Origin of the sequence: Kribbella sp. NBC_01245, assembly GCF_036226525.1 — a bacterium.
Lineage (GTDB): Bacteria > Actinomycetota > Actinomycetes > Propionibacteriales > Kribbellaceae > Kribbella.
In genome coordinates this window covers 681,263-703,018 of the sequence record NZ_CP108487.1, presented here as the reverse complement: position 1 = coordinate 703,018, position 21,756 = coordinate 681,263, and the positions used below count along the sequence as shown (strand labels likewise).

The following is a 21,756-nucleotide window of genomic DNA, read 5'->3' as shown; positions in this document are numbered from 1 at the left end:
CGTGCTGTTGGATGGGCCGTTCGCGGACAGAGTGGAAAGGCTGGTGTGGTTGTGCGCTTGCGGGATGAGAAGACGCCGGGGATTCTGGTCCCCCATCTCGGCTACGGGATCGGGGCCGGCCAGGCCGTGATCGCGGTCGTGCCCGATCGGCCGCTCACCGCCGAACTACTCGCGCCCGGTGGAACGGTTGCGCTGGAGCCGGGCCCGGTCGAGCGTGTGCCCGGCTGGACTGGCGGGCCGTACTCCCGGATCCCGCTACCGGACAACCTCGCTACTGGGACGTACGCGGTCCGGGTGGTCGTGGATGGGGTCGAGCTGCGGTCTGAGCCGTTCGTGGTCGGGCCGGAGCGACTTCAGCGGCAGACGATGTCCGACGTACTGGCGTACTTCAAGGCCATGCGGTCCAGCGGCGAGATCGACCGCAAGGACCGGGCGGCGCGCTGCTGGGATGACGATTCCGGCGCGACCGTCGATGCGCGCGGTGGGTGGCTGGACGCGAGCGGTGATACCAGCAAGTTCCTCTCCCACCTCACCTACACGTCGACCATGAGCCCGCAGCAGATTCCCTTGTGTGCTTGGGCGATGCTCGCCGCGCGCGACGACCTCGTCGCCCAACATCCAGCCCTCGCGCCAGTTCTGTCCGCGCGCCTACGCGACGAGGCGCTGTGGGGTGCGGACTTCCTGACCCGCTTCCGCTCGCCCGAGGGCTACTTCTACACGGGCATCTTCGACGCTCTGACCAAGCGGCTGGAGGAGCGCGTGATCACCGCGCCGCTTCAGAACAGCGTCCGAACCAGTCGCTATCAGGCCGCCTATCGGCATGGTGGCGGGCTGGCGATCGCCGCTCTGGCTCGCGCCTCGACCGTCGACGATGACGGTGACCACACCCGCGCCGACTACCTCGCCGCGGCTCGCGACGGCTTCGCTCATCTGGAGAAGCACAACCTCGCGTACCTCTTCGACGGCACCGAGTCGATCATCGACGACTACACCGCGCTACTCGCCGCCACCGAACTCGCGGCCGCCGACGGGTCCCACCAAGCAGCGCGCGAGGCCGCCTGCCGGCGAGCCGCGTCGTTGACCGAGCGGTACGTCCGCCCGGGCGCCGGAGTACCAGGCTGGTTCCGCGCCGACGAACAAGGCCGGCCGTTCTTCCACGCCGCCGAGCCCGGACTGCCGATGCTCGCCCTCCTGAGATTCGCCGACGTCCTGCCCGATGCCCCCGAGGTGCAGGTCGCGCGCGCGACGGCAGTGCAGGCGATGCTCGACATCCTCGACCGTACGGCGTCCGTCCCGAACCCCTTCGGCTATCCGCGCGGACTCGTCCAGCCGTACGACGAATCCCCGCGCGAGGCGTTCTTCTTCCCCCACGCCAACGAGACCGGGTACTGGTGGCAGGGCGAGAACGCCGCGATCGCCTCCCTCTCGGCCGCCGCCAGCGCCTGCGCACGGCTGGACGGACTCGCCGAAGACCTCCGCGCCCGGCTGACCACGTTCGCCGCCGATCAGCTGTCCTGGATCGTCGGCCGCAACCCCTTCGACAGCTCCATGCTGCAAGGGCGCGGCCGCAACAACGCCGACTACTCCTCGGACTTCCCCAACCTGCCGGGCGGAATCGTCAACGGCATCACGTCCGGCTGGACCGACGAGAACGACCTCGCCTTCCTCCCACCCGACGCCCCCGAAGGTGACGCCTGGCGCTGGGCCGAACAGTGGATCCCCCACACAGGCTGGTTCCTCCTCGCGGTCGCAACCGCAGGCTGATCCTCGCGCGCCCATTGACCGATTGTGGCCAGGCCAATACCGTGCGTTGTCGAATTGTGTTCGATAGCGTGCGAACAGGTTTCAGGTTGCGCGGACAGAAAGGGCACCGCCATGCCCCGTGGTCTCTTGATCGGTCTTGTCCTGACGTTGGCCGCCGGGCTTTCACCGGCCGTCGCGGCACCATCCCCAACGCCGGCCCTAGCACCACCGGACGACGTCTACACCTACCTCGACAACCCCGAAGTGGTGGCCGAGGGCCAGCAGCCGCCGCATGCCGAACTCCGGCCCTATGCGAACGTCGCCAGTGCGCTCCAGGGCAGTCCGCAGACACCGTGGACCAGCTCGCTCGACGGGCAATGGCGGCTCAAGCTGGCACCCCGGCCGGCCGACGTAGCGCGTGGCTTCGAGGCCGAGGGGTACGACGTCTCGTCCTGGCCTGCCGTCACGGTTCCGCATACCTGGCAGACCGATGGGCTCGATCACCCAATGTTCCGCAATATCCCGACCGAGATGTACCCGGACGATCCGCCCCGGGTGCCGCGGGACGTCAACCCGACTGGCGCGTACGTTCGCGACTTCGAGGTGCCGTCGACCTGGAACGGCCGCCGGACGTTCCTCCGGTTCGAGGGCGTCACCAGCGCGTACTTCGTCTGGATCAACGGCAAGTACGTCGGCTACGACCAAGGCGGGTACACGCCGGCCGAGTTCGACCTGACCGACGTGGTCCGGCCCGGGCGGAACAAGATCGCCGTACAGGTGCATCGCTGGTCGGCTGGGTCACACCTCGAGGACTACGACCAGTGGCGATTCGCCGGCATCTTCCGGTCGAGCTGGCTGTACTCCACGCCGAACTCGTACGTCCAGGATGTCGGCATCCAGACCGACCTGGACTCGACGTACCGGGACGCGACCTTGCGTGCGAACGTCGAGCTCGTCAACCCGCGCGGCACCGTGCGCGCGAGTGTCCATGACGCGACGGGCAAGGTGGTCGCCACCGCGACCGCCCCGGCTGCCGCCAAGGTGGACCTGACCACTGCGGTCGCCAACCCACTGAAGTGGACCGACGAAACCCCGAACCTGTACACGCTTGTGGTCGAACTGCTGGACGGAGAGCGGGTCACCCACGTCACCCGCCAACCAGTCGGCTTCCGCAAGATCGAGATCCGCGACCGCCAGCTGCTGGTGAACGGAAAGCGCATCCTGATCAAAGGTGTGAACCGCGCCGATACCGATCCCGACCACGGCCGGCACGTGCCGCGGGCTCGCCACCTCAGCGACGTCAAGCTGTTGAAGCAGCACAACGTGAACGCCGTCCGAACCTCGCACTACCCCAGCGATCCGTACTTCTACGAGCTGGCGGACAAGTACGGCCTGTGGGTCGACGACGAGATGGAGATCGAGACCCACCACCACGACAATTGCCCGAACAACTGCCTGGCCGAACGACCGGAGTGGCAGCGCGCCTTCCTGGACCGTTTCGTGGCGATGGTCGAACGCGACAAGAACCACCCGAGCGTGCTGTTCTGGGATACCGGGAACGAGGCCGGCCTGGGCAAGGCGCACTACGCGATGGCCGCCTGGGCCGACGCGAACGAACCGTCCCGGCCGCTCTACCACCAGCCCAACGGGCCGAACGGTGACGCTCCATACGCCGACGTCTGGGGCCCGCGCTACCCATCGCCGTCGGACCTGGAGGGCATGGCGAAGACGACGGCCAAGCCGATCGTGATGGGCGAGTACGCGCATGCCCAGGGCAACAGTCTGGGCAACTTCCGGGAATTCTGGGACGTGGCGCGAAAGTATCCGCAAGTTCAAGGCGGCTTCATCTGGGACTTCATCGAACAGCAGATCCGGTTGCCACTCCGAACCACACCCGATGCCTCCGGCAACAACATCCTTGCCTGGATCAACGGTATGCCCGAGCACGTCGACGGGCCGGCCGGTAAAGCGCTGGCGCTATCCGGGCTGGACGACTTCGTCGAGGTGTACCGGGACCGCCGGCTGGATGTCGACCGTACGGCGCTCACCGTCGACGCCTGGGTCAAACCGGCCAAGCCCTGGACCGGCGACTTCACCGTGCTCTCGAAGGGCGATCACGAGTACGCCCTGAAGATGCCGGATGCCGACACGCTGGAGTTCTTCGTCTACACCGAGGGCAACTGGCGTGCCGTGCGGGCCAAGGTGCCGGCCAACTGGTACGACACCTGGCACCGGGTGACCGGGATCTACGACGGTACGACGGTCCGGGTGCTGGTGGACGGCGTACAACTCGGGTCGATCGACGCGAGTGGGACGATCAAGGCGACCGCCCAACCGGTCAGTATCGGGCGCAATGCCGAGACGATGATGGAGAACGTCCAGACCCGGATGGCCCATGGTGCAGTGGACTCCGTCCGGATCTACCATCGCGCGCTGACCCCGGATCAGCAGGCCGGCGATCCGGTCAGCGACGCCGCACTCGCGCTGGACTTCGAGCGACTGGATGCCCGAGGCAACTACCTGTCGTACGGCGCTGGGCAGGGCGGCGTCGACGGTGTGGTCAACCCGGATCGGGTGCCGCAGCCGGAGGCCGTCGCGATGTCGGCGGTGCACTCCCCCATCCGGATCGGCGCCGGCCGGAACGGCTCCGTTGCCGTGCACAACGAACGGGCCTTCGCGAGTACGGCTGACCTGGAACTGCGCTGGCGGCTGACGGAAGGCCGGCGGGTGGTTCGCTCGGGCGTCGTGCCAGTGGTGATCGGAGCCGGCGAGACCCGGACGTTCGACTTGCCGAGGCCTGCTGGTGGGGCCGAGCGGTGGCTGACCGTGACGGCGGTGCTGAAGCGGCAAACCGCCTGGGCGCCGGCTGGATACGTGGTTTCGTCCGGCCAGTTCTCCGCCGGTGGTCACCAGATCGCCGGACTCACCTCCGCGAGTAGGCCCGGACCGTTGACGATCACGGAGTCGCCGGCCGCGGTTGTGGTTGCCGGTAGCAACTTCCAGTACCGCTTTGATCGAGCCACCGGCGCACTGGTGTCGATGCGGGTTCGAGGCGTGGAGTTGCTGAAGAACGGCGTGCGGCTCGACGCGTGGCGCCCGCCGGTGAGCAACGAGATCTGGGGAGAGGGTCACGACTGGCGTGCGGTCGGGCTCGACCGGCTCGCCACGACCACCCGCACGCTCTCCGTCACCAAGCAGCGGGACGGCTCCGCGACGCTCGAGGCGCTGGGCACGGTCGCGGCAGCCGGCGTGACCGATGCGTCGTTCGAGCAGACCTTGCGCTACACGGTGACCGGGACGGGTGAGGTTCGGCTCACGCATCGGGTCGATCCGCGGGGGCGGATGCGGGCGTTGCCCTACCTTCCGCGAATCGGCGTCCGGCTCGACGTACCGGACTCGATGGACCGGCTCAGCTGGTACGGCCGTGGGCCGCGGGAGAACTACAACGACCGCGTGGACGGCTCGAACATCGGCGTCTATCGGTCGAGCGTGGACCAGGAGTACGTCGAGTACACGTCGCCGCAGGACTACGGCAACCACGATGACGTCCGGTGGGCCACGGTGAGCGACGGCCGGTCCGGTGGGCTTTTGGTGGCAGGCGATCTCGAAGTTGCCCTCGGCAAGTACGACGACTCGGACCGGGCCGCTTATCCGTTCGCCTTGCAGCGCAACGCCGGGTGGAATTCGTTCCACGTCAGCCACTCCGTCAGTGGCGTGAGCGAGACCTTCCATCCGGTACTGCCGCAGTATCAGACGCGAGCCGATCGGGAGTACGCGTACAGCCTGTTGCTTCGGCCGTTGAGTGGTTCGGAGGTGACCACTGGTGAGCCGGGTGGACCGACGGCCTGTACGCCCGAGGTGGACCTGGGTGCGGCAGACGAGCACCTCGAGCCTGGCGCGTCGACCGACGTAACGGTAACGGTCAAGAATCCCTGCTCCGTTGGGATTTCCAGGGTCTCAGCTACCTTCAACGCACCGGCAGGTTGGTCGGTTGCGCCCACTGCCGTCGAGGTGCCGCAGCTGGCGGCGGGCGCGTCCCACCAGCTCTCCGTCCGGGTAACCCGGGCAGCCGACTCGGCGGCTGGGCGACGTCCTCTCACTGCCGAGGTGACGGCCGTGTCCCCCGGCGGTGTCGAGGTCTTCACCTCGGCCTCGCTCATTCTGATCGGCGACCCGCCGCCACCGCGTGGAGTGGTGGCCGTCAGCTCGCTGGACTTCTTGTCGTCCCAGAACGGCTGGGGTCCGGTCGAACGTGATACCAGCAATGGCGAAGCCGCCGGTGGAGACGGCCGGCCGATGCGGATCGGCGGCCGGGCCTACGACAAGGGGCTCGGCGCACACGCCGAATCGATCGTCGAGGTCTACCTTGGCAAACGTTGCACGGACTTCACCGCGCAAGTGGGCGTAGACGACGAGAACGGCGACGGCGGCAGCGTGATCTTCGAGGTGTACGCCGACGACCAGTTGCGCTGGACGAGTCCGGTCATGCGAGGTTCCACGCCCGACCCGTTGGCGGTTTCGGTCGACGTCAGCGCCGCGAAGGTGCTCAAGCTTCGCGTCACCGACGCCGCCGACGGCAATGGCAATGACCACGCAGACTGGGCCCTGCCCACCCTCACCTGCACACCCTGACCAGTCAGCCGATGCGGAAGAGTTGGCGAGGTGATGCGTCGAACGGGGATTGGGTGAACTGGGCTCCAGCGGTGGTGCTCGGCATGGTCAGGTAGAGGCCGCTGCCGCGGTTGAGGAGGCGGAAGCGGCCGCCGCCGGCGTCCTCGGCGAGCCACTCGTCGTTCTGGGTCGGGCCGGATTCCCAGCTGTACTGGATGATCGGCGCGCCGGCCGACGTACTGGCGTTGAGCGTGACGACGGCCTTGCTGCTGTGCTGCGCGATCATCCGGACATGCCCATCACCGACCGACTCGAACCGGAACCGGCTGTTCGGATCGTCGTTGGCCGGCCACTGCATCACGGCCGCGCCATTGGTCTGCTCGGCGAAGGCGACGTTGACCGACTGCCCAGTGCTCTCGACCAGCACCCGCGAGGGCTCGACGGGCAACGTCGCGGCCTTGGTGAACCGTACGACGTGCCCGCCGTTGGTCACCGTCGTCGGCACCGTGAGCGCCTGACCGGCCTGGATCGTCTGGCTGGTACGGCTGAACCCGCCGCCCGCCGTGTCGTTCACGATCTCCGCCTGCCACGTCCCGCTACCCAGGAATGCGGTCGAGTAGCCAATGCTCGTCGGCCCGCCAACGCGCATCGCTCCGACGTACCACCTGCCATTGTTGCGTCTGGCAACAACCGCACCGGTCGTCGGCGTACCCGCCAGCAGCCGGGTCTCGTCCCACACGGTCGGTAGTTGCCTCAGCCACCATTGCGCGGCCGGACGAGCGGCGTACGACGAACGGGAGCCGGCCGGAAGCAAGAGACCCGAGTCATACAGAACGCCGAGCGCGAGTTCGACCGCACCGCTGTTCGGCTGGGCATGCTGAAAGCCCATCGGCGTGTAGTCGGCACCACCGACCGCGCCCCGGCCGAACGGCGCGGCCGCGACATGCCCGATCGTTCGCGAACCATCGAGGAACTCACCACCACGAATTCCCTCCTGGGTAAGGAGATTCGGCCAGGTTCGCGAAACCCCTTGCGGCAGACGCGCGCCATGGAAGTTGACCATCAACCGGTACCGCGCGGCGTCGGCGAGGGCGGCGTCGTACCACTGGTACCGCGCCTGGCCGTCGCTGTCCATGAAGTCGAGCTTGACACCTTTCACACCCCAGCCGGTGATCCGGCCGAACTGCTGATCCCGTTCGGCAGGCGTGTCGAGGTCCGTCCAGTGGTACCAGAGGAAGATGCCGATACCGCGCTGCGCGGCGTACTGGGTCAGCTCCGGCATCCAGGTGATGTCCTTCCAGCCGTCGTCGACCAGCACGTAAGGCCACCCCTGCGAGGCCGCGTAGTCGACCCACGCCTTCTGCCGGTTGAGGTCGCGCTGGGTCGCATGGCCGCCGTCCATCCAGCTCCAGGAACTGATACCCGGTTTGATCCACGAGGTGTCCGCGATCTGCGACGGCCTGGCCACGTCATCGACCAACGTCGACTCGAACACGGTGGCAGGCGAACCGATCGTCGCCGTACGCCAGGGTGTCCGGAATCCCGCCGGCACCTGGAGCGACGGCGTCTGCACCTCCACCTCGAAGCCGTTCCCGAACTTGCGAAGACCGGCGCCGGCGAACGCCCCGGACGGATCGGATTCGGCCAGCAACACGCTCACGCCGTTGGTCCGGCGCAGCAAAGGCGCGTAGTCGTAGAGCCCGGACGCGAGCGAACCGATGGTGGCGGTCGACCAGAGTGCCTCGTGCGCCGGCCAGTACGGCGCGGCCGTGACCGAGGTGTCAGCAGGTACGGCGAACTCGGTCGCGTCGTCGGTCACGGTGCCGGCGGTGCCGAGCTGGTAGCGGAAGGCGATACCCGCGGACGACGTACGGAGGATGACCGAGAAGGTATTGCCGGCTTTGCGGAATTCGAAAGTGGTCAGCGTCGCCGTCCGATTGCGGACTCGCTCTTTGCCGGTGACGGTCGTGTAGTTGTCGGTGATGGTGGCGTCGCTGCGGCTGACGAACTCGAGGCCGTCGCGATAATCACCGGTGGACGTCGTCAGCCCAAGTTGCGCCGGGGCGAGCGCGTCCTGGCAGTTGACGGTCGCACTCAGCCGGGCCTTGCCGACGGCGTCGAGCGCGATGGTCGCGCGGACGCCATCGCACCCACCGCTCGAGGCACCCGGCTGCGCCGTAGACCACGAGCCGGGAGCAGCATTCGCTGACGACACCCCCTGCAAGGCGCCGGCGATCACCACGGCCGCGACCACAGCCGCGCGACGTCGCGACCGACGCTTGGGGCTTTCGGGAATGTTGACGTTTTCGGGCATGACAAAGGACATAGGGACACTTCCTCTGGCCACCACGATGAGGGGGCGCGCGGCGGCTCGACTGATGGGCGGATCAGTACCGGGCGAACCGCCGTGTCCCTGAGCGATCAAGCGCTCACCCACGCAGGAAGGTAGGTCCCCTGTCCCACGCTGTCAACGCCTCATCCCCCACCCCCGGTTCCGGAACTCCGCGGCAGCTCGGGTCAGTGGTCGGCGGTGAAGTCGGCGAGGAGGTCGGCGACGAAGGGGTGGGCGTCGCTCACCGCGGCGGGGTTGCGGGTCCGGTAGTACGGGATCGCGATCATCTCCAGGGACAGGACCCAGCCGCGGGCGCGGATCCAGGTGTCCTGGTCGACGTCCATCGCGTCACGGAAGGCCCGTCGTGAATCGCCCTCGAACAAGTACCAGGCGGCCAGAAGATCGCCTGCTGGGTCGGCGGCCCACGCCGTACCGAAGTCGATGACCGCGGCAAGCTTGCCGTCGGCAACCAGTACGTTGCCCGGCATGAGGTCGCCGTGGATCCAGCTGCGCGAACCGTCCCAGGTGTCGGCTGCCAGCGACGCCTCCCACGCGGCAAGCACGAGTCCGGTATCGAACTCGTCGCGCAACTCATCCAGCGCCTCGCGGAAGAGCGCGTCACGCGGCGCCAGCGGCGTACCCCGACTGAACGGGTCGTCCGGCGGAACCGGAGCCCCGGCCGTGTCGACCGCCTGCAGGCAGCGAACGAATTCGGCCAGCTCGCGCGCCGCGGCCATCGGGTCGGCAAGCCGATCCCACCGGAAGGGCTCGCCCTCCAGCCACCGGTACACGCCCCAGTTGAACGGATAGCCCGCGCCCGGCGCCCCGAGAGCCAGCGGCTCGGGCACGGCAAGCGGAAGCTGAGGGGACAGACGCGGCATCCAAGTCAGATCCTTCTCCACCTGCCCCTGCGTCCGCTCGGTACGAGGCAGCCGGACTGCCAGGTCGGTGCCCACCCGAAACGTCACGTTGTCCGTGCCCGACGACGCGACGACCTCAACCGGAGCACCGGCCCATTGCGGGAACTGCTCGGCCAACAGACGCGCCACCAACGACGCGTCAATGTCCACCTCGTCATCGTGCAGCTTCGCGACCTTGGACATGGCAACGGAGTTTCACACCCACCCCGCCAACGGTCAATCGACTTTCACTCCGACCCGCTTGAACCTCACCGACAGCCCGATCGCGGCCAAGTCCCTGAAGTACATCGCATCGGCGAGCCGGGTGATCATCGCCGACTCCACCATCCCGACCGCGACCCAGGACCTGGTGATGCTCCGCGCGAGCCAGATCAACGGCTGCGGCTTCTGCACCGACGTCCACACCAAAGACGCCGCGCACGCCGGCGAGACCCCGACGCGCATCAACCTGGTCGCGGCCTGGCGTGAGTCCAACGTCTTCACCGACGCCGAGCGCGCCGCGCTGGAACTGTCGGAACAGGGCACCCGCATCGCCGACGCGGCCGGCGGTGTCACGGACGACGCTTGGGCGAACGCCGCCAAGTACTACGACGAAGAGCAACTCGCCGCCCTGACGCTGTTCATCGCCCTCATCAACGCCACCAACCGGATAGGCGTCATCACCCGCCAACACGGCGGCGACTACCAGCCCGGCCAGTTCGGCTAACGAGCACCCGAGCCTGAGCCTGCAGCCGTAACTACACCAGCCGTATGGTATAGTTACGGCTATGAGGCCGAGTTCGCGAACCAAGATTCTTGATGCGGCGTTCAGATTGGCGGGGCGTGAGGGAGGGTCGGTCGACATCACGTTCGACGCGACCGCGCAGGAGGCCGGCGTCACCAAAGGTGGCGTTCAGTACCACTTCCACACCCGGGATGAGCTCGTCTTGGCGGTCTGTGAGTACGTCGCCGAGCGTGTCGAGGAGGCGATGGTCACCTGGCTGGGCAAGCCCTTCGAGGAGACGACCGCGCAGGAGCGCATCCACGCCTATATCGCCGTGGTCGCAGCCGGTCGGATCAGCCGGGCCGACCTTGCGGTCTTCGTCGAGTCGCTAGCCAACCCTGATCTCGGCGCTCCTTGGGAAGCGGTCATGGGCCGCTGGCTGAAGGTCGACGACGTGGTCGATCAAGACCTCCGCGTCCGGCTCCTCAGCGCCCGGTTGGCAGCGGACGGACTGTGGATTGCCGAGGCGACCGGCGTCCTCGTGCCAGGCCCGGATCGAGATGCACTCATCGCTCAACTCCACTCCCTGATCAACCCCGCATTCAACGGAAAGGCGGCCCTGTGAAGAAGTGGCTCACCTTGGCAGCCGCGATCAGCTCCGAGGTCGCGGCAACCCTGTCCCTCAAGGCCGCACTCGACCAGCCCGCCTGGTATGTCGTGGTGATAGCGGGCTACGTCGCTTCGTTCATCTTCGTGGCTGGTTGCCTACGGCAAGGAATGAAGATCGGCGTCGCCTATGGCATCTGGGGAGCCGGCGGCGTCACCGTCACGGCACTGCTCTCAGCCGTCCTGTACGACGAGCCGCTCACCGCACTGATGGGCCTCGGCATCATGCTCATCATCGCGGGCGTGCTCACCGTCGAGCTCGGCTCCCAGAAGGCCCAGCAGCACGAACAGAACCGGCAGAACCACGAGAACCAGGAGATGGCGGCATGAAGTGGCTGTTCCTCATCGCCGCCATCATCGCCGAGGTCGGCGCGACCATGTCCCTGCGCGCCTCCGACGGCATGCGGAAGAAGAGCTGGATCGGCGCGATCGCAGCCGGCTACGTGCTCGCATTCGTCTTCATCAGCCTTTCCCTCGATCGAGGTATGGCGCTGGGAGTCGCCTACGGAATCTGGGCAGCCACCGGCGTCGCCCTCACCGCGCTCCTGGCCCGCGTCATCTTCCGCGAGCCCCTCACCGCTCTCATGAGTGCCGGCATCCTCCTCATCGCCCCCGGCGTGCTCCTCGTCGAGCTCGGCGCCAGCGCGCACTGACCCGTCTCAGCGGTACCGGCGAGACACGTTGTCGGCCTTGGATTCGCCAGGCTCCCACCGCGCGATCCACGGCCCGGTCCCCTCGGACAGGTCGACGATGCCGTCCTCCAACCAGGTGTGCGCGCCATCGAGTACGTCGTTCGCCAGCCGCCGGTCATCGTCGTCGGTATTGCTCCACAACTTCTCGAACAGGTGGTCCACCCGCAGCCGCGCCTGCTCGCAGAAGACGCCCGCCAACTCGTACGCCTTCGCACCCCGTTCCGGATCGTCGTTACGCAGCATCTCGGCGCGCGAACACGCGGCCGACATCGCGAACAACTCCGCGCCGATATCCACGATCCGGGCCAGAAAACCCTGCCGGTATTCGAGCTTCGCCTGCCACCGGCCCATCCCGTAGAACGTCTGCCGCGCGAGCTTGCGCGACGCCCGTTCGACGTACCGGAGATGTTTGGCGAGCGGCCCGAACTCGGCGTACGACGTGGGCACCGCTCCCCTGCCGACGGCGAGCTGCGGCAACCATTTCGCGTAGAAGCCGCTCGCCTTCACCGCGGCCCTCGCCTTGGCCGGCAGGTCGGCGTCCTTTGACGCAAGGTCGCCGGCCGCGGCCAGGTGCGCGTCAACCGCCTCGCGGGCGATCAGCAGGTGCATGATCTCCGTGGAGCCCTCGAAGATCCGGTTGATCCGCAGATCCCGCAGAACCTGCTCGGCCGGTACGGCGCGCTCACCCCGTGCCGCGAGGGAGTCGGCGGTCTCGTAGCCGCGTCCACCGCGGATCTGGACGAGCTCGTCGGCGATCAGCCAGGCCATCTCGCTGGACCAGAGCTTGGCGAGCGCGGCCTCGATCCGGATGTCCTTGCTGCCCGCATCCGCCAGCTGCGCCGACAAGTCGAGCACCGCCTCGAGCGCGAACGTGGTGGCCGCGATGAACGAGATCTTCTCCGCCACCGCGGCGTGCTTGCCGACCGGCCGGCCCCATTGGACTCGTTCCGCCGACCACTCTCGCGCGATCTTGAGGCACCACTTCGAGGCCGCCGTACACAGTGCCGGAATGGAAAGTCGTCCGGTGTTGAGGGTGGTCAGCGCGATCCGCAGGCCGTCGCCCTCGCGGCCAAGGCGGTTCTCGACCGGCACGCGGACCTGGTGGAACCGCGTGACGCCGTTCTCGATACCTCGCAGCCCCATGAAGGAGTTGCGGTTCTCGACCGTGATGCCAACCGAGTCGGCCTCCACGACGAACGCGCTGATACCGCCCCGCCCGCCCTCGTGCTCCGGCACCCGTGCCATCACGACGACCAGCTCGGCGATCACGCCGTTCGTGGTCCAGAGCTTCACGCCGTCGAGCAGGTAGGCCTTGCCGTCTTCGGTCGGCGTCGCGGTCGACGCCATCCGAGCGGGGTCAGAGCCGACATCGGGCTCGGTGAGCAGGAACGCCGTCACCGCACCGGCCGCGCAGCGTGGCAGGAAGTTCTGCTTCTGCTCCTCGGTGCCGAACAGCTTCACCGGCTCCGGTACGCCGATTGACTGGTGCGCGGAGACGAGTGCGCCGACGCTGGGATGAACCGATCCGACCAGCATCAGCGCCGCGCCGTAGTACGACATCGGCAGGCCCAGGCCGCCGTACTTCGTCGGGATCTTGATGCCGAACACGCCCAGCTCGGCGAAACCCTGGATGTACTCGTCCGGGATCTTGGCCTCGCGCTCGATCAGCAGGCCGTCAAGCGTCTCGCAATAGGCTCTGAGTCTGGCGAGGAACGCCTCGCCACGCGCGACGTCGTCCGCGGCGGGCCGTGGATGCGGGTGAATGAGCGACAGGTCGAAGTTGCCGAGATACAGGCCTTTGGCGAAACTCGGCCGGCTCCAGCCCGTCTCGCGTGCCGCTTCCGCGACTTCCCGGGCCTCGCGCTCGCCGACATCCCGCGCCGTACCCTCGGTGGTCTCATCCTCGGTGGTCTGATCCGTACGTATCCGCTCCGTGGTCACGCCGTATCCCTCCTCGCTTGACTACTCACCAGTCTTACTCGTAAGTAGCCCAGTGGGAACCACTCAGCGGGGCTCGGGAGGGCCTGCGGCTGACGCGGGCGGCGGGATGAAGCGCTCGAGCGGCATGCCCTTCAGCGCGCGTTCCATCGCGGTTCGCCACAGCGGTCCGGCGGTGCCGGAGCCGGTCGGATCGGAGATGTCCTGACCGTCCAGCGTGTGGCCGTACTGCAGGTTCGTGTACGGCAGGTTGGCGTCGGCCACCACCGCGGCCGCCGCGAGATTCGGTGCGTATCCGGCGTACCAGACGGCCTCGTTGTCCTGGATGGTCCCGGTCTTGCCGGCCAAGTCCCAGTTGCCGAAGTTCAGGCGTCCGCCAGTGCCGCCGGGCTCCATGACGGCGCTGAGCGCGCGGTTGACGCTGTCGGCCACGGAAGGCGCGATGGCCTGTTTGCAATCGACGCCCGGAGTTTTGATCGGCTGACGATCTTTGTTCAGCAAGGACGTGATCAGGTGTGGTCGGCAGTACTTGCCGCGGGCCGCGAAGGTCGCGTACGCGTTCGACAGCATCAAGGGCGTCACGTAGCCGACGCCGAGCGTGAACGATACGACCTGATCGAGTGGCTTGAGCGTTTGTGCGTTGTACATGCCGAGTTTGGCGGCGATCGTGGCCGGCGCACACAGGCCGGTTCGCTGGGAGAGTTGCAGGAAGTAGGTGTTGGTCGAGTAGCGGGTTGCCTCGATCAGCGTGAGGTTGCCGCTCCTGGTCGAGTTCCGCGGGCGGTAGTCCGGATCCCGGGTCGTGCCCGTACAGGTGGTGAACTTCTTCCCGCTGAGGTCGATCTGGTCGGGCGAGTTGATCCGGTAGTTGAGCGGGATGCCCTTCTCGAGTGCGGCCGCGAGCGTGAACGCCTTCATCGTCGACCCGTTCTGGAACCCGCCGTAACCACCGGGGTAGGACTTCTCCACGTTGTAGTTGTACGACGTCTGGTTCTTGCCCTTGCCGTACGGCTTGCTCTGCACCATCGCCTTCACCAGACCACTGCCGGGCTCGACGACCGTGATGGCCGCGATGGCGCTGTCGGTGGTCTTGCTGTGCTCCCGGATCGAGGCCTGCGCGGCGGCCTGGATCCTCGGGTCGAGCGAGGTCCTGACGGTCAGGCCGCCGGTCTTGAGGTAGTCGTCCCGCGCAGCGACGGTCTTGCCGAGCGCTGGGTTATCCAGCAGCTTCGCGACCACGTACTCGCAGTAGAAGGGATAGCGGGAGTTGGCGCAGCCGTTAGGGACCTTCTGCACCTTGGCGAGGTCGATCACCGGGGTCTTGAGTGCGTTGATCGCCTGCCGCGGGGAGATGACGCGCAGTTCGAGCATCCGGTTGATCACGAGGTCGCGGCGTTCCTTGGCGCGCTCCAGGTTGTTCGTCGGGTCGAAACCGGTCGGGTTCTTCACCAGTCCGGCCAGCAGCGCGGCTTGCGGCAGGTTGAGCTTCTTGGCCGAGGTCCGGAAGTAGTGCTGAGCGGCGGTCTGGATGCCGTACGCGCCGTCGCCGAAGTTCACCAGGTTCAAGTACCGCTCGAGGATCTGGTCCTTCGAGAACTGGCTCTCGACCGCGATGGCGTACCGCAACTCGGTCATTTTGCGCTGGTACGTCACGGCCGTGGCCTTCCGGCGTTCCTCGGCGGTCGTTGCCTTGTCGAGAAGACTCTGCTTCACGTACTGCTGGGTGATGCTGGATCCACCCTGCTCGACCGTGCCCTCCACCTGGTTGTTGACCAGCGCGCGCAGCGTGCCCTTCAAATCGGCGGCGCCGTGCTCATAGAAGCGCGAATCCTCGATCGCCACGATCGCCCTGCGCATGATCGGGCTGACCTGGCTCAACGGCACCGGGACGCGGTTCTGCTCGTACAGGGTGGCGATCAGGCTGCCGTCCGCCGCGAGGATCCTGGTCCTGAGGGCCAGCGGTTCGGTTTCCAGCTCGACCGGCAGGCCGTGAACCGACTCCACGATCTTGTCGGTGCCGATTCCCGCGAAGCCGGCGAACGGAACGGCCAGCCCGGCTGCCAGCGCGCCCGCCAGTATGCTCAAGCCGAGGAACTTGATCACCGACTGAACCCCACTGCCAAAACCGCCACTGGCGGCACGCATACCTCCAGGTTAGTTCGGCGATCCGATCCTCAAAACCCGTGGCGAGTCCTCACTTGGTCCTGTCAGGAGCCGGCGCTGTAGTCGCTGTCCATCGCCTTGAGGACCTTGTCCGGTGTGGACTGGCCGCTGAAGACTTCTTGCAGACCGCTGAGCATCGTCTGTTGCACCTTGGGGTTCGGCCAGAGCTGGTCCATGAAGGGCACGGTCCGGTTGTCAGTGACGTACGTCGAGAGCTCGGCCAACGACGGGTCGGCCTAGTGACCGGTGTCGGGAAGTGCCGGAAGGCCACCCTGTTTCGTGACGAACAACTTCATTCCCTCAGGTGAGGTTGGACGAGTCGATTCCGGCGCTTGCGGGAGCCACACCGCGTCAGGCCGCCGGCGATCCCACCCGACGCGACGACCTGATCAAGCTGCTCGACTCCTTCCCGCCGCCACCGCACCGGGCGCGATGAGCCCCGACCGACTGCGCGCCGCACTCGGCCTACCAACGGCGTAAGGAACCTGGCGGTCCGACCCGCGCACCCTCCCACGCCTAGACGTCGGGAAAACCTGGTACCGGATCGAACGCCCGCCACCTTCCCTTCCTCCTCCCGCGAGTGGTCGCGTCCGAACCTGACCACTCGCGGAAGGTCGCGGGGTGGGCGACGGCCGCGCTGCAAGATGTGCAGATGCTGGGGAGGTGCAGACGTGATGCGATGAAGGGGCGGGGCCTCCCGCCCGTCGTGGTTTCCGAGTGATGCTCGGTGTGCAGGTTTTGCACGAGTGGGGAAGGAGGCCCCTTATGTGTGCAGAGTACGACGGTCGGCAGGTTGTGGGTATTGATCTGCATCGGCGGCGTTCGGTGATTGCTCGTCAGTCTGAGTCTGGTGAGTCGTTGGGGTGGGTCCGGATTGTGAATGACCGTGAGGTGTTGCGCGAGCAGATCGGGTTGGCGGGTCCGGTGCCGCGGGTCGTGGTCGAGGCCACGTATGGCTGGTACTGGGCGGTGGACGAGCTGCGGGCGGCGGGTGCGGAGGTGTATTTGGCGCATCCGCTGGGGGTGAAAGGGTTCAGGTACCGGCGGGTGAAAAACGATGTCCGGGACGCGTTCGATCTGGCGGATTTGTTGCGGATGGGGCGGTTGCCGCAGGCGTGGATCGCGCCGCCGCCGGTGCGGGAGGTGCGGGAGCTGGTGCGGTATCGGGCCAAGCTGGTGAAGGTCCGGTCGGGGTTGAAGGCGCAGGTTCATGCGGTGCTGGCCAAGAATGGTCTCGGGGCGAGGGTGAGTGACCTGTTCGGTGTCGCCGGGCGCGAATGGCTGGCGGGGTGCCGGTTGCCGGCGGCGTATGCGGTCCGGGTCGGGTCGCTGCTGGATCTGATCGATCATCTTGATCGGGAAGAGGCCCGGTTCGCGGCGTTGATTGCGGCCCGGCTGGCCGGTGATGAGGGGTATCGGGTGATTCAGCAGTTGCCTGGTGTCGGGCCGACGTTCGCGGCCGTGTTCGTGGTCGAGATCGGTGATGTGCACCGGTTCGCCAACGCCGCCGCGCTGGCCAGCTGGGCAGGGTTGACCCCGCGGCATCGTGAGTCCGACACGACCGTTCACCGCGGTCACATCAGCAAGCAGGGCTCCCGGCTGGTGCGGTGGGCAGCGGTGGAGGCCGTGCAGCACGCCACCGTGGCCAAGATCGCTGCCGACCGGCACCGCATCGAGCAACGCCGCGGTACCAACATCGCCAAGGTCGCCGCGGCCCGCAAACTACTCACCCTGGTCTATTACGGGCTGCGCGACCACGAGATCCGTGCGCTGGCCCGCTGCCAGGACCCGGTATGAGTAGCTCGACCGCAGCGCACGCAGGGTCGTTGAGTGGTCAGACCTCCCGATCCCGAACCGGTGATCCAGGGCACGGTCGTTGTACGTGATTGACCTCGCGCGCTGCGGGCCGAACCACTCCATGCCCCCAAGACCTGCGGGGCGAAGGGATGACAGGGCAGTCGAGCAACCCGACCTGCCGGACCCTTGCACAAGACAAGGGATGGAGAACCGACCCACAACCCCTATACCGGCATTCCGGTCACAGCAAGGCTGGCGATGGTCTACGACCAGCGTCAAGACCAAGCCCTCCGGGCGGCCTCCGGCCGGCCCTGACCCCGGCCGCACACCACGCTGCCCAAAACCCGACCGGAACCCCACAAAACACGCACCCACCAGCCCCTTGCACAACCCCACCCCTTCAGGGATGACCACTCGCGGGAGGAGGGAGGCGGGCCGCTGGGGCTCAGTGGTAGAGCTCGCCGGTCGCCGCCGGAGGGCTTCGGCCGTGGGACGCCGTACACGGGGATTCCCACTTTCCCAACCCTGCGGGCCGACTTGTGGACACCCCCTTCCGCGAGGTGCCTGGTTATGTCGCGCGTGTGCAAGCACAACAAGGCACTTCGCGGGAGAGTTGTCCCCAGATGTCGTGAAGGCTGTGCCGGTTTGCGGACGACCAGCACCACGCGGTCGCCGTATGCGTCCTCGTTCGCCCTGTATCGGGCCGTCGTGTGGACCTGGCGGTCCGGGCGTGAGCGGTCAGAGGAGTCGGCTTGGCAGTTTCGGGTGGCGGTTTACGTCTTTGTAGATTAGGTAGCGGAAGCGAGATGGGCCGCCGGCGTAGCAGGCTTGGGGGCAGAAGGCGCGGAGCCAGAGGAAGTCGCCCTCTTGCACCTCGACCCAATCCTTGTTGAGCAGGTAGACCGCCTTGCCTTCGAGCACGTAGATGCCATGCTCCATCACGTGCGTCTCCGGGAAGGGGATCACGCCACCGGGTTCGAACGAGACGATGTTGACGTGCATGTCGTGCCGTACGTCGAGCGGGTCGACGAACCGCTGCGTCGACCACACGCCTTCGGTGCCCGGCATCACGTTACCCTCGACATCGACCTCGTTCGTGACAAAAGCGTCGGGTACGTCGATACCCTCCACCGCCTCGTAGGCCTTGCGGACGAAGTGGAACCGGGCCACCTGGTCACTGGTGTTGCGCAGAGTCCAGTCGGCGGCCGGCGGCAGGAACGCATAACCGCCCGGCGTGAGGTCATGCTTCTCCCCGGCGACCGTGAGCACAAGGTTGCCCTCGACAACGAACAGGACCGCCTCGGCGCCAGGATCCGTCTCCGGCTTGTCGCTGCCGCCGCCGGGTCCGACCTCGACGATGTACTGCGAGAACGTCTCGGCGAACCCCGACAGCGGCCGCGCGAGCACCCAAAGCCGCGTGTTCTCCCAGAACGGCAACTGGCTGGTGACGATGTCGCGCATCGTGCCGCGCGGGAGTACGGCGTACGCCTCGGTGAAGACTGCGCGGTCGGTGGTCAGCTCGGTCTGCGCGGGATGCCCGCCCGTCGGTGAGTAATAGCGCGGCTGGTTCATTGGTCTCCTCGCGAAAGCAATCGGCCGACCGGGTCGGCGTTGAGGTCGATGGGTTTGCCGCGCAGCCAGGTGCTGCGGACTACGCCGGCGAGCGTCCGCCCGGCGTACGGCGTGATGGCGTTCTTGTGGTGGAGGGCGTTGACGTCGACCACGAACGAGTCGTCGGGCGCGAAGACGCAGAAGTCCGCGTCGTACCCGATCTCGATCCGACCCTTACCGACCAGAAGCGCGCCAGGTGTCTGGCACATCCAGCGGGCGACGTCGGCCAGGCTGAAGCCACGCTCGCGCGCCTCGGTCCACACCGCCGGCAGGCCGAGCTGCAACGAGGCGATACCGCCCCAGGCCGTACCGAAGTCGCCGGTGTCCAGGTGTTTGAGGTCGACCGTCGACGGCGAGTGATCCGAGACCACCAGGTCGATCAGCCCGTCCCGCAAACCCTGCCAGAGCAGCTCGCGGTTCTCGGCTTCGCGGATGGGCGGGCAGCACTTGTACTGCGTCGCGCCATCCGGGATCTCCTCCGCGCAGAACGTCAGGTAATGCGGGCAAGTCTCGGCGGTGATCGGGACGCCGTCGCGGCGAGCAGCGGCCAGCAAGGGCAGGACGTCGGCGCTGGACACGTGCAGGATGTGCACCCGGCATCCAGTCCGGCGCGCGAGCTCGATCACCTCCGCAACCGCGACGTTCTCCGCCTCGCGCGGCCGCGAGCGCAAGAAGCCGAGGTAGCTATCCCCGTCCGCAACAGGCGCGGCGTCGATCCCGTGGGCGTCTTCGGCGTGCACGATCAACAACCCGTTGAACGAGCTGATCTCGCGCATCGCCAATTCGAGCTGCGCAGAGTCCAACGGCGGGAACTCGTCCACGCCCGAGTGCAGCAGGAAGCACTTGAACCCGAACACACCTGCGTCGTGCAGGGGCTCCAGCGAAGCGACGTTGCCAGGAATCGCACCACCCCAGAACCCGACATCGACGTACGCCTGACCGCGAGCGGTCTTCCGCTTCACCTCAAGAGCCGGTACGTCGCAGGTCGGCGGGATGCTGTTGAGCGGCATATCGATGATCGTGGTGACGCCACCGGCCGCGGCCGCCTTGGTCGCGCTGGTGAAGCCCTCCCAGTCGGTGCGCCCCGGATCGTTGACGTGGACGTGAGAGTCCACGACGCCCGGCATCAGCACCACGTCGTCGCCCAGTTCGACCAGTTCCGCGCCCATGAGCCCGGAGCCGTGGGACTCGATGGCGGCGATCCGGCCGTCCTTGACGCCGACGACCAACGGTCCCTCGCCCGCAGTACTCAGCACACGGCGAGCCCGGATGACAAGGTCCAACGCAGTCATCGGCGTACCGGCGTGGAAATCCCGTCCTTTAGGGTGGGGAGGTAGCGCCGGTCCCTCCCTTCAGGAAAGTGTCGGTGGCGGCCGCCACCATTGGTGGTGTGTCCAGGTACCGGCTTGTCCCGACCCCCGCGCAGGAGACCGCGTTGCTGGGGCACTGCGGCCACGCCCGGTACGTGTGGAACCTGGGGCTGGAACAACGGCTGATGTGGCGACCAGGACGGCCACCCACCCCCGGATACGTGGCCCAGGCGGCGCAACTGACCGAAGCCCGCGCCGCGGAGCCGTGGCTGGCGGCCGGGTCGCAGACGGTGCAACAGCAGGCGTTGCGTGATCTTGATCAGGCGTGGCGGTACTTCTGGGGTGGTACCCATGCCAGGCCGACGTGGCGCAGCGCCGGCCGGCACGAGGGGTTCCGGATCGTCGGGCCACAGGCCCAGCGGGTCGAGCGGATCAACCGCAAGTGGGGTCGGGTGTGGGTGCCGAAAGCCGGCTGGATCAAGTTCCGCTGGTCGCGGCGGGTGCCCGAAGCCAAGTCGTACCGGATCACCCGCGACTCGGCGGGCCGGTGGCACATCGCCTTCGCAGCCATCCCCGACCCGATCCCCGCACCCGGGACCGGTGAGGTTGTCGGGATTGACCGGGGTGTTGCCGTGTCGGCCGCGCTGTCCACCGGCGAACTGCTCGCGTGCCCGGGGTTGCGTGCCACCGAACAAGCGCGGTTGCAGCGGCTGCAGCGGTGGCTGGCCCGTTGCCTGCGAGGGTCGAACCGTCGCACCCGGGTCAAGGCAGCGATCGCCCGGCTGAAGGCTCGGGAGGCGGATCGGCGCAAGGATTGGGTCGAGAAGATCAGCACCGACCTGGCCCGCTGGTTCGACGTGATCCGGGTCGAGGACCTGAAGATCCGCAACATGACCCGGTCGGCGCGGGGCACCGTCGAGCAGCCGGGCCGGAACGTGCGACAGAAGGCGGGGTTGAACCGGGGCATCCTCGCTCAGGGCTGGGGTCAGCTTGTCGCTCGGTTGGAGCAGAAAGCGCCGGGGCGGGTCGAGAAGGTCAGCCCGGCGTATACGAGTCAGACGTGCGCGGAGTGCGGGCATTGCGCGTCGGAGAACCGCGAGAACCAAGCGGCCTTCCGATGTGTTGCCTGCGGCCATACCGCGCATGCTGATGTGAATGCAGCTAGGAATATCGCGGCCGGACGGGCCGTGACTGCACGCCGAGGCACGAGGTCTGTGCCGTTGAAGCGTGAACCTCATCTCGCTACCTCCGCGTAGTGGGATGGAATCCC

16 protein-coding genes are annotated in these 21,756 nt (G+C 67.3%); 9 read left to right on the top strand and 7 right to left on the bottom strand.

Annotated elements, in window-relative coordinates:
• Positions 1-51 precede the first annotated feature (51 nt).
• Positions 52-1,764, top strand: coding sequence for a glycoside hydrolase family 9 protein (locus OG394_RS03005; protein ID WP_328993261.1), 1,713 nt, complete (start codon positions 52-54; stop codon positions 1,762-1,764).
• 111 nt (positions 1,765-1,875) lie between these two features.
• Positions 1,876-6,375, top strand: coding sequence for a glycoside hydrolase family 2 TIM barrel-domain containing protein (locus OG394_RS03000; protein WP_328993260.1), 4,500 nt, complete (start codon positions 1,876-1,878; stop codon positions 6,373-6,375).
• Positions 6,376-6,379: 4 nt separating this feature from the next.
• Here the strand turns inward: OG394_RS03000 and OG394_RS02995 are convergent, their stop codons facing one another.
• Entirely contained in the window at positions 6,380-8,680 is a 2,301-nt protein-coding gene (locus tag OG394_RS02995; protein ID WP_328993259.1) for a glycoside hydrolase family 97 catalytic domain-containing protein, read from the bottom strand.
• Positions 8,681-8,871: 191 nt separating this feature from the next.
• The gene (locus tag OG394_RS02990) at positions 8,872-9,789 is read right to left on the bottom strand and encodes an aminoglycoside phosphotransferase family protein (protein WP_328993258.1); all 918 of its coding nucleotides are present in this window, start codon (positions 9,787-9,789) and stop codon (positions 8,872-8,874) included.
• On the opposite strand from OG394_RS02990, the gene OG394_RS02985 reads away from it, so the two are divergent.
• The 4 genes from OG394_RS02985 (at position 9,788) to OG394_RS02970 (ending at position 11,628) form a co-directional block, all read left to right on the top strand.
• Positions 9,788-10,312 carry a carboxymuconolactone decarboxylase family protein gene (locus OG394_RS02985; protein ID WP_328993256.1) on the top strand — a complete coding sequence of 175 codons (525 nt, stop codon included), beginning with the start codon at positions 9,788-9,790 and terminating at the stop codon, positions 10,310-10,312. The two genes, OG394_RS02990 and OG394_RS02985, sit on opposite strands and share 2 nt — an antisense overlap.
• A gap of 61 nt (positions 10,313-10,373) precedes the next feature.
• Positions 10,374-10,934 carry a TetR/AcrR family transcriptional regulator gene (locus OG394_RS02980; protein ID WP_328993254.1) on the top strand — a complete coding sequence of 187 codons (561 nt, stop codon included), beginning with the start codon at positions 10,374-10,376 and terminating at the stop codon, positions 10,932-10,934.
• Complete coding sequence (locus tag OG394_RS02975) at positions 10,931-11,305, top strand: DMT family transporter (RefSeq protein ID WP_328993253.1); 375 nt, start codon at positions 10,931-10,933, stop codon at positions 11,303-11,305. Before OG394_RS02980 ends, OG394_RS02975 begins: the two co-directional genes overlap by 4 nt.
• Positions 11,302-11,628, top strand: coding sequence for a DMT family transporter (locus OG394_RS02970; RefSeq protein WP_328993251.1), 327 nt, complete (start codon positions 11,302-11,304; stop codon positions 11,626-11,628). The genes OG394_RS02975 and OG394_RS02970 overlap by 4 nt, the downstream gene beginning before the upstream one ends.
• A gap of 6 nt (positions 11,629-11,634) precedes the next feature.
• Here the strand turns inward: OG394_RS02970 and OG394_RS02965 are convergent, their stop codons facing one another.
• The 3 genes from OG394_RS02965 to OG394_RS02955 all read right to left on the bottom strand — a co-directional run bounded on the left by OG394_RS02965 (position 11,635) and on the right by OG394_RS02955 (position 15,992).
• The gene (locus OG394_RS02965) at positions 11,635-13,608 is read right to left on the bottom strand and encodes an acyl-CoA dehydrogenase family protein (RefSeq protein ID WP_328993250.1); all 1,974 of its coding nucleotides are present in this window, start codon (positions 13,606-13,608) and stop codon (positions 11,635-11,637) included.
• Between the two features lie 63 nt (positions 13,609-13,671).
• The gene (locus OG394_RS02960) at positions 13,672-15,750 is read right to left on the bottom strand and encodes a transglycosylase domain-containing protein (RefSeq protein ID WP_328993249.1); all 2,079 of its coding nucleotides are present in this window, start codon (positions 15,748-15,750) and stop codon (positions 13,672-13,674) included.
• 62 nt (positions 15,751-15,812) lie between these two features.
• Complete coding sequence (locus OG394_RS02955; RefSeq protein WP_328993248.1) at positions 15,813-15,992, bottom strand: hypothetical protein; 180 nt, start codon at positions 15,990-15,992, stop codon at positions 15,813-15,815.
• Positions 15,993-16,072: 80 nt separating this feature from the next.
• Here OG394_RS02955 and OG394_RS02950 point away from each other — a divergent pair, with 80 nt between their 5' ends.
• Entirely contained in the window at positions 16,073-16,204 is a 132-nt protein-coding gene (locus tag OG394_RS02950; RefSeq protein ID WP_328993247.1) for a hypothetical protein, read from the top strand.
• A gap of 284 nt (positions 16,205-16,488) precedes the next feature.
• Positions 16,489-17,565 carry an IS110 family transposase gene (locus tag OG394_RS02945; RefSeq protein ID WP_328989881.1) on the top strand — a complete coding sequence of 359 codons (1,077 nt, stop codon included), beginning with the start codon at positions 16,489-16,491 and terminating at the stop codon, positions 17,563-17,565.
• Between the two features lie 738 nt (positions 17,566-18,303).
• Here OG394_RS02945 and OG394_RS02940 read toward each other — a convergent pair.
• A complete protein-coding gene (locus tag OG394_RS02940) occupies positions 18,304-19,137 on the bottom strand; it encodes a bifunctional allantoicase/(S)-ureidoglycine aminohydrolase (RefSeq protein ID WP_328993246.1) in 834 nt (277 codons plus the stop codon).
• Positions 19,134-20,468, bottom strand: coding sequence for an allantoinase AllB (gene allB / locus OG394_RS02935; protein ID WP_328993244.1), 1,335 nt, complete (start codon positions 20,466-20,468; stop codon positions 19,134-19,136). The genes OG394_RS02940 and allB overlap by 4 nt, the downstream gene beginning before the upstream one ends.
• 98 nt (positions 20,469-20,566) lie before the next feature.
• Between allB and OG394_RS02930 the strand changes: the two genes are divergently transcribed.
• Entirely contained in the window at positions 20,567-21,742 is a 1,176-nt protein-coding gene (locus tag OG394_RS02930; RefSeq protein ID WP_328993243.1) for an RNA-guided endonuclease InsQ/TnpB family protein, read from the top strand.
• Positions 21,743-21,756: the final 14 nt, after the last annotated feature.